This is a genomic window from Streptomyces sp. NPDC107517 (genome assembly GCF_055582645.1).
Window position 1 is genome coordinate 481,233 of the sequence record NZ_JBVJPM010000002.1, and the last position, 13,963, is coordinate 495,195.

Here is a 13,963-nt window from a genome sequence, read left to right on the forward strand (position 1 = left end):
TGACATCACGCATGATCAAGAACCCCACCCCGCCACCGCCGGTCCGCTCTCCGCGCCCGTGGCAGCCCGTTGCCGGTCGGCGTCCTGCCACAGCTCGGTCAAGGACCTGCCGGGCGGGACGGCGAGGGCGGACCAGCCCGCCTCGCGCAGCATCCGCAGCCGCTCCTCGCAGCGCTCCGAAGGGGCGCCGCCCGTCCAGGCCCCGCTGTCCAGGACGAAGGCGACGGCGCCGCCGCTGCGCTGCCGCATCTTGGCGGCGACCGCCGTCTGTTCCTCGTCGAGATCGCCGAAGAAGGCCACCAGCAGCCCCTCGTTCCCCCCGCGCAGCACGTCGTAGGCGCGCGAGAGCCCCGATCCGTCCGAGTGGTCGACGACGGCGAGCGTGTCCATCATCAGTCCGGCCGCGTCCGCCGACTCCTGGCTGGCGCCCGCGAACCCGTCGGACCCCTCGCCCGGCACCGAAGTGCCCGTATCGGTCAGCAGGCGTACGGAGAAGCCCCGTTCGAGCATGTGGAACAGCGTCGAGGCCGTACCGGACACCGCCCACTCGAAGGCCGAGTCGGGACCCGTGCCCTGGAAGGCGAGGCGCCGGGTGTCGAGGAGCACCGTGCAGCGGGCCCGCTGCGGCTGCTCCTCGCGGCGCACCATCAGCTCGCCGTATCGCGCGGTCGAGCGCCAGTGCACGCGGCGCAGGTCGTCTCCGTAGCGGTAGCCGCGCGGGATCACGTCGTCCTCGCCGGCCAGGGCCAGCGAGCGGTTCCGCCCGTCGCCGTACCCCTTGGCCTCTCCGGTCAGCCGCACCGCGGGCAGCGGCTCCACGCGCGGGATGACCGTGAGGGTGTCGTACGTGGAGAAGGAGCGGGACAGTTCGCACAGGCCGAACGGGTCCGTCAGGCGCAGCTGGAGCGGGCCGAGCGGATAGCGGCCCCGCAGGTCCGAGCGCACGCGGTACGACACCTCGCGGCGTCCGCCCGCCTCCACCCGGTCCAGGACGAAACGAGGGCGCGGCCCGAGCACGTACGGCACCCGGTCCTGGAGCATCAGCAGGCCGGTGGGCAGCCGCGAGACGTTGTCCATCCGGAGGTGGACGCGGGCCTCGCTGCCCGCGGGCACGCGCGCGGGGGACAGGCGTCGGCTGCTCGAGACCCGGTAGCGCGTGCGGTAGAGCACGATCGCGCAGACCAGCGGCAGCACGGCGAGCAGCAGGCCGACCCGGAGCAGATCGGCCTGCCCCAGGACGTACGCGCAGATCGCCGCCGCGATCCCGGCGGCCAGGAACGAACGGCCCCTGGTGGTCAGCCCCGAGAGCGCGACCCGGAGGCCGCCCTTGTCGTCGTCACCCCCGAAGCCTCCCCCGTCGGCCATCACAGCCTCCGGGCGCCGGGCGGCTGCTGGCCGTACATCGGGGATCCGTGGCCCGAGGCGGCCGGGACCGCTGTGTGCTGGAGGATCTCCAGGACCACCTGCTCGGACGTGCGCCGGTTCAACTGGGCCTGGGCGGTGGGCAGCAGGCGGTGCGCGAGGACCTGCACGGCGAGCGCTTGCACGTCGTCGGGCAGGGCGTACTCACGCCCGCTCAGCGCCGCGGATGCCTTCGCCGCCCGCAGCAGATGAAGCGTGGCGCGCGGCGAGGCGCCGAGTCTGAGGTCGGGATGGCTGCGCGTGGCGGCGACCAGGTCGACCGCGTACCGCCGTACCGAGTCGGCCACGTGGACCGAGCGGACGGCGTCGACGAGCTTCACGATGTCGTGCGCGTGCGCCACCGGCTGGAGGTCGTCCAGCGGGGAGGCACCGCCGTGGATGTCGAGCATCTGCAGCTCGGCCTCGGGGCTGGGGTAGCCGATCGACACCCGGGCCATGAACCGGTCGCGCTGCGCCTCGGGCAGCGGGTACGTGCCCTCCATCTCGACCGGGTTCTGCGTGGCCACCACCATGAAGGGGCTGGGCAGCTCGTACGTCTGCCCGTCGATGGTGACCTGGCGCTCCTCCATGGACTCCAGGAGCGCCGACTGCGTCTTCGGGGACGCGCGGTTGATCTCGTCGCCGATCACGATCTGCGCGAAGATCGCCCCCGGCTTGAACTCGAAGTCCCGACGCTGCTGGTCCCAGATGGACACACCGGTGATGTCCGACGGCAGCAGGTCGGGCGTGAACTGGATGCGACGCACCGAGCAGTCGATGGACTTGGCGAGCGCCTTCGCCAGCATGGTCTTGCCGACGCCCGGTACATCCTCGATGAGCAGGTGTCCCTCGGCCAGGAGCACCGTCAGCGAAAGCCGTACGACCTCCGGCTTGCCCTCGATCACACCCTCCACCGACCTGCGGACCCGCTCCACAGTGGTGGTCAGATCAGTGAGGCTCGCTCGATCGTCATAGGTCGTCACCCGGCCCTCCTCGGCCCGTACTTTCCGGGCCGACGCTCTTGGCTGCGGCCCGGCCCACCCCGAAACACGGACACCACGCGCGAGGAGTTCCGTCTCCTCGCGCGGGGTGCCACTCCGCATTCTTGTTGCCGTTACCGGTTCGTGTCATCCGCCTGTGGATAACTGCCAGTGATATGTCGGGTCTTGCGGCCGTTTGTTACGCGGGATCGATCTCCCGGAGGAGACCCGTCTTCACATCGAAGACGAATCCGCGCACATTGCCGGTGTCCATCAGGAACGGGGACGTCCGCACGCGCTGCATCGACTGGCGCACGTCCTGGTCGACGTCGCGGAACGCCTCGACGGCCCAGGCCGGGCGCTGGCCGACCTCCATCTCCAGCTCGTGGCGGAACTCCTCCGTGAGGCTCTCCAGGCCGCAGCCGGTGTGGTGGATGAGGACCACACTGCGGGTGCCGAGCGCCCGCTGGCTGATGGTGAGCGAGCGGATGACGTCGTCGGTGACGACGCCGCCCGCGTTGCGGATGGTGTGACAGTCGCCCAGTTCGAGACCCAGGGCGTCGTGCAGGTCGAGCCGGGCGTCCATGCACGCCACGACGGCCACCTTCAGGACGGGCCGGGCGTCCATGCCGGGGTCGGTGAACGCCGCTGCGTAGCGCTGGTTCGCCTCGACGAGTCGGTCGGTCACGGTGCCGTCGACGGTTATGGCGCCTTCGGACTCGGCAGGGAGGGATGCGGAAGTCGTCATAGCTATGACGGTAATGGTCACTCCCCGGACAAGCCCGCTGTGAGAGGGGACAAAGAACGTCATCGCGGCTTGTTGTGAGGTAACCCACAGAGGTGTCGCCGACTCGCCCGTACGGGTGATTCCTCCTGATCCGTGGCATCGCGAAGAGGCGGCGCGCGACGCGCAGGCCGGTTGATTGACCGGGCGACACGGTGGACTAAAGTGACGCGGAAACCCCAGGAAACACCGAAGATCCCGGCACTTCACCGGACTCTTCACCACGTGCGCGACGAGCACCCCGGCGGTGCGTGGGCGCCGCGCCGGAACTGAGAGGGCCCCTTGAGCCAGACCCGACATGTCCCGGTGATGCTCCAGCGCTGCCTGGACCTGTTGGCCCCGGCCCTCGCCGAGCCGGGAGCGGTCGTCGTCGACTGCACGCTCGGCCTCGGCGGACACAGCGAGGCCCTCCTCTCCACGTTCCCCTCCTGCCGCCTCGTCGGTCTCGACCGCGACAAGGAGGCCCTGCGCCTCTCCGGTGAGCGCCTCGCCCCGTTCGGCGACCGCGCCACCCTCGTACACGCCGTCTACGACGAGCTGCCCGAGGTCCTCGACCGGCTCGGTGTCCCGCGCGTGCAGGGCGTCCTCTTCGACCTGGGCGTCTCCTCCATGCAGCTCGACGAGGCCGACCGCGGCTTCGCCTACGCGCAGGACGCGCCGCTCGACATGCGCATGGACCAGACGACCGGAATGAGCGCCGCCGAGGTCCTCAACACGTACCCCCCGGGCGAGCTGGTGCGGATCCTGCGCGCGTACGGCGAGGAGAAGCAGGCCAAGCGGATCGTCTCGGCGGTCGTGCGCGAGCGCGAGAAGGAGCCCTTCAGTAACAGCGCCCGGCTCGTGGAACTGATCCGCGACGCGCTGCCGCAGGCCGCCAAGCGCACCGGCGGCAACCCCGCCAAGCGCACCTTCCAGGCTCTGCGTATCGAGGTGAACGGCGAACTCAGCGTCCTGGAGCGGGCGATCCCGGCCGCCGTGCAGGCGCTCGCCGTCGGGGGACGTATCGCGGTCCTGTCGTACCACTCGCTCGAGGACCGGCTCGTGAAGCAGGTGTTCGCGGCCGGCGCCGCGAACACCGCGCCGCCCGGGCTCCCGGTCGTCCCCGAGCGCTACCAGCCGCGGCTCAAGCTGCTCACGCGCGGCGCCGAGCTCCCCACGGAGGAAGAGGTCGCCGAGAACCGCCGGGCGGCCCCGGCTCGGCTGCGGGGTGCGCAGCGCATCCGCGAGGAGGTCGCCGGGTGAGTTCCGGGCGCGCGAGGAGGGGTCGATGAGTCCCAGGGGCGAACTGCGGGGGAGGGCCGCGCGACTCGCGCGGCTGCTGCCCTCGGGGCCCGCGGGCGGCAGGCAGGCCGCCCGCACACCGTTCGTGCTCCTCGTCGTGCTTCTGCTCGGCGGCGGGCTGATCACGCTCCTGATGCTGAACTCGGCGCTCAACGAAGGGTCGTTCAGGCTGAACGACATCAAGAAGCAGACGACCGACCTCACCGAGGACGAGCAGGCGCTCCAGCGCGACGTCGACGCCTACGCGGCCCCCGACTCCCTGCAGCGCCGCGCCCGCGAGCTGGGCATGGTCCCCGGCGGCGACCCGGCCTTCCTCAACCCCGACGGCACCGTGCGCGGCGTTCCCAGCGCGGCGGCCCCCTCCGCGCTGTGGCGCCCCGCGCCGCCCCCGCCCGAGGTCGTGGGCAGGACCCCGAGCGCCTCGCCGACCCCGAGCGCCTCGCCGACCCCGTCGGCGACCCCCAAGACCACCCCGAACCCCACGTCCTCGCAGGTGAAACCCGCGCCCTCGACCTCCGGCAGGTGACGGAATGACCGACAGGGAGCCCCCGCGACGCCGGATCCCGGCACCCGCGAGGAACGGCCGCCCAGCCCCCCGGCGCCCCAGCCCCGGCGCGCGGCGCCCGCGCCCGGCCCCCGTCAAGGCGCCCGCCGCCCTGCGCCTCGGCAGCCCGCGCCCCCGGCTGCGCATGGTCAGCCTCGGCCTCACCCTCGTCCTCATCGCCTTCGTCGTACGCCTGCTCCAGGTGCAGGCCGTCGACGCCAGCGCGTACGCGGCCAAGGCCGAACAGCACCGGTACGTCGAGCACGTCCTCGCGGCCGAGCGCGGCGGGATCACGGACCGCAGCGGTGTCGCGCTCGCCACCAGCGTGGATGCGTACGACATCACGGCCGACCCCACGATGTTCCGGCCGGCGGACACCGTGTCCGGCAAGAACACCCCGTCCCCGGTGGTGCCGGGGGACGCGCCCGAGCAGGCCGCGGCGCTCCTCGCCCCGATCCTCGGCATGGACGCCGACGTGGTCGCGAAGAAGCTGCGGACCCCCAGGACGCGCTACGTCCTGCTGGCCCGCCGCCAGACCCCCCAGGTCTGGAAGCAGATCAAGGACCTAAAGAGCACGCTCGCGGAGAAGGCGGACCGGGAGAAGTCGGCGAGCGTCATCGCCGGAGTCTTCGCCGACCCCAGCAGCAAGCGCGTGTACCCGAACGGCGATCTGGCCGCCGGGATACTGGGCTGGGTCAACGCGGACGGCAAGGGCGGCGGCGGTGTCGAGCAGCAGCTGAACAAGGATCTCGCGGGCAAGCCCGGCAAGATCAAGTACGCCCAGTCCGGCGGCCGCCAGGTGCCCACGGCCGGCAGCAACGAGCAGCCCGCCGTGCCCGGTTCGGAGGTCGAGCTCACCATCGACCGCGACATCCAGTGGGCCGCCCAGAAGGCCATCACCGACCAGGTGAAGAAGTCGGGCGCGGACCGCGGCTACGTGATGGTGCAGGACACCCGGACCGGTGAGGTCCTGGCGATGGCCAACGCGCCAGGCTTCGACCCCAACGACCTCTCGCAGGCCAACTCCACGGCCATGGGCAACGCCGCGCTCCAGGACGCGTACGAGCCCGGCTCCACGGCGAAGGTCATGTCGATGGCCGCCGTTCTCGAGGAGAACGCGGCCACGCCTGACACACACGTCACGGTGCCCAACCGGCTGCACCGCGGCGACCGGCTCTTCCAGGACGACATCGACCACCCCACCTGGCACCTCACGCTGAACGGCGTGCTCGCCAAGTCCAGCAACATCGGCACCATCCTGGCCACGGGCCAGCTCGGCAAGACCCAGCCCCAGGCCAACCGGGTGCTCTCGTCGTACCTGCGCAAGTTCGGCATCGGCCGCCCCACCGGGCTCGACTTCCCGGGCGAGACGCCGGGCATCCTGGCCCCCGCCGACAAGTGGTCGACCTCGCAGCAGTACACGATCCCTTTCGGCCAGGGTTTCTCCATCAACGCGATGCAGGCGGCCTCCGTCTACTCGACCATCGCCAACGGCGGCGTACGCGTGGAGCCCACCCTCGTACGCGGCACCAAGGGACCCGACGGCAGGTTCACCCCGGCCCCGAAGCCCAAGGAGAACCGGGTCGTCAGCGCGAAAACGGCCAAGAGGGTCGCGCAGATGCTCGAGTCCGTCGTGGACGACGAGGAGGGCACCGGCGCCAAGGCGCGCATCCCCGGCTACCGCGTCGCCGGAAAGACCGGCACCGCCAACCGAGTAGATCCGGCCACCGGCAGATACAAGGGCTACACCTCGTCCTTCGCCGGTTTCGCCCCCGCCGACCAGCCCCGCGTCACCGTCTACTGCGCGATCCAGAACGCCACCAAGGGCGGCTACTTCGGTGGTCAGATCTGCGGCCCCATCTACAAGCAGGTCATGGAGTTCGCCCTCAAGACGCTCCAGGTCCCGCCCACCGGCGCCGGGCCCGCCCGGCTGCCCGTCAGCTTCCAGCCCTGACCCGAGCCCCGAGAGTGACCAGGTACAGCCCGTGACAACGATCACCCCGGACCCCGGGAACCAGCCCGCGCCACGCCCCTCACTTCGCTCCATGGGTGGTGCGCCCGGTACGCTCACCGCCGTGCCACAAGCTGATCAGTCCCAAACCACGCAGAAGGGCGCTCCCGTGACCTATCCGGGACCGCCGCGACCGGTGCAGGTCACCGCGACGCGACTTGCCGATCTCGCAGATCAGCTGGGTGTCCCCGCGCCCGAAGAGCCCACGGCGTCGACGGGGAGCACCGGCATCACGCACGACTCGCGCGCCGTGCGCCCCGGCGACATCTACGCGGCCCTGCCCGGCGCCCGCTTCCACGGTGCCGACTTCGCCGCCCAGGCCGCGAGCCTCGGCGCCGTCGCCGCCCTCACCGACCCGTCGGGCGCCGCACGCGTCGAGGCGGCCGGTCTGCCGGCCCTCGTCGTGGAGGACCCGCGCGGCCGGATGGGCGAGCTGGCGGCCACGATCTACGGCCACCCCGGCCGCGATCTGCTCCAGATCGGGATCACCGGTACCTCCGGCAAGACCACGACGGCCTACCTGATCGAGGGCGGCCTGCGCACGATGCGCAGCACCGGACTCATCGGCACGGTCGAGATGCGCATCGGCGACGAGCGCATCAAGTCGGAGCGCACCACCCCCGAAGCCACCGACCTCCAGGCGCTGTTCGCGGTGATGCGCGAGCGCGGCGTGGACGCGGTCGCCATGGAGGTCTCCAGCCACGCCCTCGTGCTCGGCCGGGTCGACGGCTGCGTCTTCGACGTGGCGGTCTTCAACAACCTCAGCCCGGAACACATGGAGTTCCACTCCGACATGGAGGACTACTTCCGGGCCAAGGCACAGCTGTTCACGCGTGCACGCAGCAAACAGGGCGTCGTGAACTTCGACGACGAGTACGGCCGCCGCCTGGTCGGCGAGTCCGAGGTGCCCGTCGTGACCTTCTCCGCCGAGGGCCACCCGGACGCCGACTGGCGCGCCGAGGACGTCGAGGTCGGCCCGTTCGACTCCGCCTTCGTGGCCGTCGGCCCCAAGGGCGAGCGGATCACCGCCAAGTCCCCGCTCGCCGGGCCGTTCAACGTGGCCAACGCGCTCGCCGCGATCGTCGCGCTCACCGTCGCGGGCATCGACCCGCAGCAGGCCGCGGACGGCGTCGCCGCCGTGCCGGGCGTCCCCGGCCGCCTGGAGCGCGTCGACGCCGGCCAGCCGTACCTCGCGGTCGTCGACTACGCGCACAAGACCGACGCCGTCGAGTCCGTGCTGCGCGCGCTGCGCAAGGTCACCGAGAACAAGCTGCACATCGTGCTCGGCTGCGGCGGCGACCGTGACATCACCAAGCGGATGCCGATGGGCGCCGCCGCCGCCCGGCTCGCCGACACCGCCGTACTGACATCGGACAACCCCCGCTCCGAGGACCCCCTCGCGATCCTCGCCACGATGCTCGCCGGCGCCGCCGAGGTGCCGGCCCACGAGCGCGGCGAGGTCCAGGTCTTCGAGGACAGGGCGGCGGCCATCGCCGCCGTGGTCGCCCGCGCGCAGCCGGGCGACACCGTCCTGATCGCGGGCAAGGGCCACGAGCAGGGCCAGGACATCGCCGGGGTGGTGCGTCCCTTCGACGACCGCCTGGTGCTTCGCGAAGCTATCCAGCAAACCCAGGGATGAAGTTGTGATCGCCCTCTCCCTCGCCGAGATCGCCACAGTCGTCGGCGGGCAGACGTACGACATACCGGATCCGTCCGTCGAGGTCACCGGACCGGTCGTCAGGGACTCCCGTGAAGTGGAGCCCGGCAGCCTCTTCGTCGCCTTCGTCGGCGAGCGCGTCGACGGCCACGACTACGCGGCCGCCGTGGTGGACGCCGGAGCGGCCGCCGTGCTCGCCTCGCGCCCGGTCGGGGTGCCCGCCATCGTTGTCGACGACGTGCAGGCCGCCCTCGGCGCGCTGGCGCGCAGCGTCGTCGAACGGCTCGGCGTCACCCTCGTCGCGCTCACCGGTTCCGCTGGCAAGACCAGCACCAAGGACCTGATCGCCCAGGTCCTGCGCCGCAAGGCGCCCACGGTCTTCACGCCGGGCTCGTTGAACAACGAGATCGGCCTGCCGCTGACCGCGCTGAGCGCCACCGACGACACCCGCTACCTCGTCCTGGAGATGGGCGCGCGCGGCAAGGGCCACATCCGGTACCTCACCGGTCTGACCCCGCCGAGGATCGGCGTCGTCCTCAACGTCGGGACCGCGCACATCGGCGAGTTCGGCGGCCGCGAGCAGATCGCCGAGGCCAAGGGCGAGCTCGTCGAGAGCCTGCCGGCCGACGGCACCGCGATCCTCAACGCCGACGACCCGCTGGTCCGCGCGATGGCCTCCCGCACGAAGGCGAAGGTGCTGCTCTTCGGAGAGGGCGACGACGCCGACGTACGCGCCGAGAATGTCCGGCTCACGGAGAACGGACAGCCTTCCTTCAGCCTTCGCACACCCTCCGGGTGCAGCGACGTGACCTTGCGCCTGTACGGTGAGCACCACGTGTCGAACGCGCTCGCCGCGGCCGCCGTCGCCCATGACCTTGGCATGTCCGTGGACGAGATCGCCCTCGCGCTCTCCGAGGCGGGCACGCTGTCCCGCTGGCGTATGGAGGTCACCGAGCGCCCGGACGGCGTGACGGTCGTCAACGACGCCTACAACGCGAACCCCGAGTCCATGCGAGCCGCTCTGCGAGCGCTCGCAGCGATGGGCAAGACCCGGCGGGCAAAGGGGGGCCGTACATGGGCGGTGCTCGGTCTTATGGCCGAGCTCGGGGACGAGGCGCTGGCCGAGCACGACGCGGTCGGACGGCTTGCCGTCCGGCTCAACGTCAGCAAGCTCGTGGCAGTCGGGGGCAGGGAAGCGTCCTGGCTGCAACTGGGCGCCTATAACGAGGGTTCGTGGGGTGAGGAGTCGGTGCACGTGTCCGACGCACAGGCGGCTGTCGACCTGTTGCGCAGCGAGCTGCGCCCGGGTGACGTCGTGCTCGTGAAGGCCTCGAGGTCGGTGGGCCTGGAGAGTGTCGCGCAGGCGCTGCTCGCCGTCGACGGCGACAACGTGGGCGAGGTTGCTGCCCGATGATGAAGCAGATCCTCTTCGCGGGTGTGATCGGGCTCTTCCTGACCCTGATCGGGACGCCCCTGCTGATCAAGCTCCTTGCGCGCAAGGGCTATGGCCAGTACATCCGTGACGACGGCCCGCGCGAGCACCATGCCAAGCGCGGTACGCCGACGATGGGTGGTATCGCCTTCATCCTGGCGACGTTCATCGCGTACTTCATGAGCAAGATCATCACCGGCGCCGCGCCGACCCTGTCGGGCCTGCTGGTGCTCGGTCTGATGGGCGGCATGGGCCTGGTCGGCTTCCTCGACGACTACATCAAGATCGTCAAGCGCCGCTCGCTCGGCCTGCGGGCCAAGGCGAAGATGGCCGGACAGCTGACCGTCGGCATCGCCTTCGCGGTGCTCTCCCTCCAGTTCGCCGACAACCGCGGCAACACCCCTGCCTCCACGAAGCTCTCCTTCGTGCAGGACTTCGGCTGGACGATCGGCCCGGTCCTGTTCGTGGTCTGGGCGCTGTTCATGATCCTCGCGATGTCGAACGGCGTGAACCTCACGGACGGCCTCGACGGCCTCGCCACCGGCGCCTCCGTGATGGTCTTCGGCGCGTACACCTTCATCGGTGTCTGGCAGTTCCAGGAGTCCTGCGCCAACGCGCAGACCCTCACCAACCCCGCCGCCTGTTTCGAGGTCAGAGACCCACTCGACCTGGCGGTCGTGGCATCCGCCCTGATGGGCGCCTGCTTCGGCTTCCTGTGGTGGAACACCTCGCCCGCGAAGATCTTCATGGGTGACACCGGCTCCCTCGCGCTCGGCGGCGCCCTCGCGGGTCTGGCCATCTGCTCCCGCACGGAGTTCCTGCTCGCCCTGCTCGGCGGCCTGTTCGTCCTGATCACCATGTCCGTGGTCATCCAGGTCGGCTCCTTCCGGCTCACCGGCAAGCGCGTCTTCCGCATGGCGCCACTGCAACACCACTTCGAACTCAAGGGCTGGTCCGAAGTCCTTGTGGTGGTCCGCTTCTGGATCATCCAGGGCATGTGCGTGATCGTCGGACTCGGCCTCTTCTACGCGGGATGGGCAGCCGACAAGTGACCACTGGGTCCGACTGGCAGAACAAGCGAGTCACCGTCGCCGGTCTCGGCGTGAGCGGCATCAGCGCCGCCCGCGCCCTGGCCGGCCTCGGCGCGTCGGTCACGGTCGTGGACGGCGGCGACAGCGAGTCGCACCGCGCCAGGGCGGCCGAGCTCGCGCGGCTCGGCGTCGAGGCCCGGCTCGGGGACGCCGAGACGCTCCCCGAAGGCACCGAACTCGTCGTCACGTCACCCGGCTGGAAGCCCTCGTCCCCGCTCTTCGCGGCGGCGGCACAGGCCGGCGTGGACGTCGTCGGGGACGTGGAGATCGCCTGGCGCCTGCGTGGCCCCGGCGCCGCCCCCTGGCTCGCCGTCACGGGCACCAACGGCAAGACCACCACGACGCAGATGCTCGCCTCGATCCTGGAAGCGGCGGGCCTGCGCACGGCCGCCGTCGGCAACATCGGCACGCCGATCATCGACGTCGTGCTCGAAGGCGACGACGCGTACGACGTGTTCGCCGTCGAGCTCTCCTCGTACCAGCTGCACTGGGCGCCCTCGTTGCGCGCCCACTCCGGAGTGGTCCTCAACCTCGCGCCCGACCACCTCGACTGGCACGGGTCCATGGAGGCGTACGCCGCCGACAAGGGCCGTATCTACGAGGGCAATCAGGTCGCGTGCGTCTACAACGTCGCCGACCCGGCCACCGAGGACCTGGTCCGCGAGGCCGACGTCGAGGAGGGCTGCCGCGCGATCGGCTTCACCCTCGGCACGCCCGGCCCGTCCCAACTGGGCGTCGTGGACGGCATCCTGGTCGACCGGGCCTTCGTCGACAACCGGCACAAGAACGCCCAGGAGCTGGCCGAGGTCGCGGACGTCAACCCGCCCGCCCCGCACAACATCGCCAACGCCCTCGCGGCCGCCGCCCTCGCACGGGCCTTCGGCGTCGAGCCCGCCGCCGTACGCGACGGACTGCGTGCCTTCACGCCGGACGCGCACCGCATCGCGCACGTCGCCGACGTCGACTCGGTCGCGTACGTCGACGACTCCAAGGCGACCAACACCCATGCCGCGGAAGCCTCTTTGGCCGCGTACGAGTCGATCGTGTGGATCGCGGGCGGGCTCGCCAAGGGCGCGACCTTCGACGAGCTCGTCACCAGGTCGGCGAAGCGGCTGCGCGGGGTCGTCCTGTTCGGCCAGGACCGCGCGCTGATCCGGGAAGCCCTCGCGCGACACGCCCCCCACGTCCCGGTGGTCGACCTCGACCGGACCGACACTGGTGCGATGTCGCAGGCGGTCCGGGAGGCCGCGCGGCTCGCCCGGCCGGGGGACACCGTGCTGATGGCCCCGGCCTGTGCGTCGATGGACATGTTCACCAACTACAACAAGCGTGGCGACGCGTTCGCGGAAGCGGTCCGCGAACTCGGCTCCACGAGCGTCTGACGGGGCCTTCGGGTGCCCGGTGACGCCGGGCACCCTCGGGAGGGGATCGTGGCAGCGTCATCGTCGTACAGCGGTGGGGTGAGCTGATGCCCGGCAGCAGCGCGCGGGCGGCCCGGCGGTCCCCGGCGGCGCGACCCCCGAGGAAACCGGCCGGGCCGGCCCGCGTCAGCCCCGTACGGCGCCTCTACACCCGGGCCCGCCGGGCCTGGGACCGCCCTCTCACCGCCTACTACCTGATCCTCGGCTCCAGCCTCCTGATCACCGTGCTCGGCCTGGTGATGGTCTACTCGGCCTCGGTGATCACGGCCCTGCAGAACGGGCTGCCCAGCTCGTACTACTTCCGCAAGCAGTTCCTCGCGGCGGTGATCGGCGGGGCACTGCTGTTCGCCGCCATGCGGATGCCGGTGAAGCTGCACCGCGCGCTGTCCTACCCGCTGCTCGCCGTCAGCGTCTTCCTGATGGTCCTCGTGCAGGTGCCGGGGATAGGAGTCTCCATCGGGGGCAACCAGAACTGGATCTCGCTGGGCGGCCCCTTCATGCTCCAGCCCAGCGAGTTCGGGAAGCTGGCCCTCGTCCTGTGGGGCGCGGACCTCATGGCGCGCAAGCACGACAAGCGGCTGCTCACCCAGTGGAAGCACATGCTGGTGCCGCTCGTCCCGGTGGCCTTCCTGCTGCTCGGACTGATCATGCTCGGCGGCGACATGGGCACGGCGATCCTGCTCACCGCCATCCTCTTCGGACTGCTCTGGCTGGCCGGGGCGCCCACCCGTCTGTTCGTCGGTGTGCTCTCCGTCGCGGCCGCCATCGGCGTCTTCCTCATCAGGACCAGCCCGAACCGCATGGCGCGCCTGTCCTGCCTCGGCTCCACGGACGCGGGCCCCGACGACATCTGCTGGCAGGGACTGCACGGCATCTACGCTCTTGCTTCGGGCGGTTTCTTCGGATCCGGGCTCGGGGCAAGTGTGGAAAAATGGGGCCAACTCCCCGAAGCGCACACCGACTTCATCTTCGCCGTCACCGGTGAGGAACTGGGCCTTGCGGGGACGCTGTCGGTGCTCGCCCTGTACGCGGCTCTAGGCTATGCGGGTATCCGCGTGGCCGGACGCACGGAGGACCCCTTCGTGAGGTACGCCGCGGGTGGCGTGACCACCTGGATCACGGCTCAGGCCGTGGTCAATCTCGGTGCGGTGCTCGGTCTCCTGCCGATCGCCGGTGTCCCGCTCCCGCTGTTCTCGTACGGGGGGTCAGCGTTGCTGCCGACCATGTTCGCCGTAGGACTTCTGATCGCGTTCGCGCGGCAGGAACCCGCGGCGCGGGCGGCCCTGGCCATGCGGCAGCCTCGGATGAGATGGAACACGATGCGACGGCGCGCCACGGCGCGTACGTCCGGAGAGCGGTGA

At 71.0% G+C, this 13,963-nt stretch carries 11 protein-coding genes; 8 read left to right on the top strand and 3 right to left on the bottom strand.

From position 1 onward, the window contains the following. Nucleotides 1-15 precede the first annotated feature (15 nt). The 3 genes from ACZ67T_RS05920 to ACZ67T_RS05930 all read right to left on the bottom strand — a co-directional run bounded on the left by ACZ67T_RS05920 (nucleotide 16) and on the right by ACZ67T_RS05930 (nucleotide 3,129). Nucleotides 16-1,365, bottom strand: a complete 1,350-nt coding sequence (locus ACZ67T_RS05920; RefSeq protein WP_469981754.1) for a DUF58 domain-containing protein — start codon at nucleotides 1,363-1,365, stop codon at nucleotides 16-18. After that, nucleotides 1,365-2,384, bottom strand: a complete 1,020-nt coding sequence (locus ACZ67T_RS05925; protein WP_326776168.1) for an AAA family ATPase — start codon at nucleotides 2,382-2,384, stop codon at nucleotides 1,365-1,367. Before ACZ67T_RS05925 ends, ACZ67T_RS05920 begins: the two co-directional genes overlap by 1 nt. A 196-nt stretch (nucleotides 2,385-2,580) precedes the next feature. Beyond that, nucleotides 2,581-3,129, bottom strand: coding sequence for a beta-class carbonic anhydrase (locus ACZ67T_RS05930; protein WP_469981755.1), 549 nt, complete (start codon nucleotides 3,127-3,129; stop codon nucleotides 2,581-2,583). A 318-nt stretch (nucleotides 3,130-3,447) separates the two neighbouring features. On the opposite strand from ACZ67T_RS05930, the gene rsmH reads away from it, so the two are divergent. From rsmH to ftsW, 8 genes are all read left to right on the top strand, one after another. After that, the gene (rsmH, locus tag ACZ67T_RS05935) at nucleotides 3,448-4,407 is read left to right on the top strand and encodes a 16S rRNA (cytosine(1402)-N(4))-methyltransferase RsmH (RefSeq protein ID WP_100592215.1); all 960 of its coding nucleotides are present in this window, start codon (nucleotides 3,448-3,450) and stop codon (nucleotides 4,405-4,407) included. 25 nt (nucleotides 4,408-4,432) lie between these two features. Next, entirely contained in the window at nucleotides 4,433-4,972 is a 540-nt protein-coding gene (ftsL, locus tag ACZ67T_RS05940) for a cell division protein FtsL (RefSeq protein WP_469981756.1), read from the top strand. Nucleotides 4,973-4,976: 4 nt separating this feature from the next. Further along, nucleotides 4,977-6,944, top strand: coding sequence for a peptidoglycan D,D-transpeptidase FtsI family protein (locus ACZ67T_RS05945; protein ID WP_469981757.1), 1,968 nt, complete (start codon nucleotides 4,977-4,979; stop codon nucleotides 6,942-6,944). 31 nt (nucleotides 6,945-6,975) lie between these two features. Continuing rightward, complete coding sequence (locus tag ACZ67T_RS05950) at nucleotides 6,976-8,640, top strand: UDP-N-acetylmuramoyl-L-alanyl-D-glutamate--2,6-diaminopimelate ligase (protein WP_469981758.1); 1,665 nt, start codon at nucleotides 6,976-6,978, stop codon at nucleotides 8,638-8,640. Between the two features lie 4 nt (nucleotides 8,641-8,644). Continuing rightward, nucleotides 8,645-10,072 carry a UDP-N-acetylmuramoyl-tripeptide--D-alanyl-D-alanine ligase gene (locus ACZ67T_RS05955; protein ID WP_469981759.1) on the top strand — a complete coding sequence of 476 codons (1,428 nt, stop codon included), beginning with the start codon at nucleotides 8,645-8,647 and terminating at the stop codon, nucleotides 10,070-10,072. After that, nucleotides 10,069-11,142 carry a phospho-N-acetylmuramoyl-pentapeptide-transferase gene (mraY, locus tag ACZ67T_RS05960; RefSeq protein ID WP_100592220.1) on the top strand — a complete coding sequence of 358 codons (1,074 nt, stop codon included), beginning with the start codon at nucleotides 10,069-10,071 and terminating at the stop codon, nucleotides 11,140-11,142. The genes ACZ67T_RS05955 and mraY overlap by 4 nt, the downstream gene beginning before the upstream one ends. Beyond that, nucleotides 11,124-12,563: a UDP-N-acetylmuramoyl-L-alanine--D-glutamate ligase gene (gene murD, locus ACZ67T_RS05965; RefSeq protein ID WP_469981760.1), complete on the top strand. Its 1,440-nt coding sequence runs from the start codon at nucleotides 11,124-11,126 to the stop codon at nucleotides 12,561-12,563. The genes mraY and murD overlap by 19 nt, the downstream gene beginning before the upstream one ends. Before the next feature lie 86 nt (nucleotides 12,564-12,649). Further along, nucleotides 12,650-13,963, top strand: a complete 1,314-nt coding sequence (ftsW, locus tag ACZ67T_RS05970) for a putative lipid II flippase FtsW (protein WP_469981761.1) — start codon at nucleotides 12,650-12,652, stop codon at nucleotides 13,961-13,963.

Excerpts from the sequence above, each read along its gene's own strand:
- ACZ67T_RS05920 (WP_469981754.1), bottom strand. The coding sequence starts at position 1,365 with ATGGCCGACGGGGGAGGCTTCGGGGGTGACGACGACAAGGGCGGCCTC.
- ACZ67T_RS05930 (WP_469981755.1), bottom strand. The coding sequence starts at position 3,129 with ATGACGACTTCCGCATCCCTCCCTGCCGAGTCCGAAGGCGCCATAACC.
- ftsL (WP_469981756.1), top strand. The coding sequence starts at position 4,433 with ATGAGTCCCAGGGGCGAACTGCGGGGGAGGGCCGCGCGACTCGCGCGG.
- ACZ67T_RS05945 (WP_469981757.1), top strand. The coding sequence starts at position 4,977 with ATGACCGACAGGGAGCCCCCGCGACGCCGGATCCCGGCACCCGCGAGG.
- mraY (WP_100592220.1), top strand. The coding sequence starts at position 10,069 with ATGATGAAGCAGATCCTCTTCGCGGGTGTGATCGGGCTCTTCCTGACC.
- murD (WP_469981760.1), top strand. The coding sequence starts at position 11,124 with ATGGGCAGCCGACAAGTGACCACTGGGTCCGACTGGCAGAACAAGCGA.
- ftsW (WP_469981761.1), top strand. The coding sequence starts at position 12,650 with ATGCCCGGCAGCAGCGCGCGGGCGGCCCGGCGGTCCCCGGCGGCGCGA.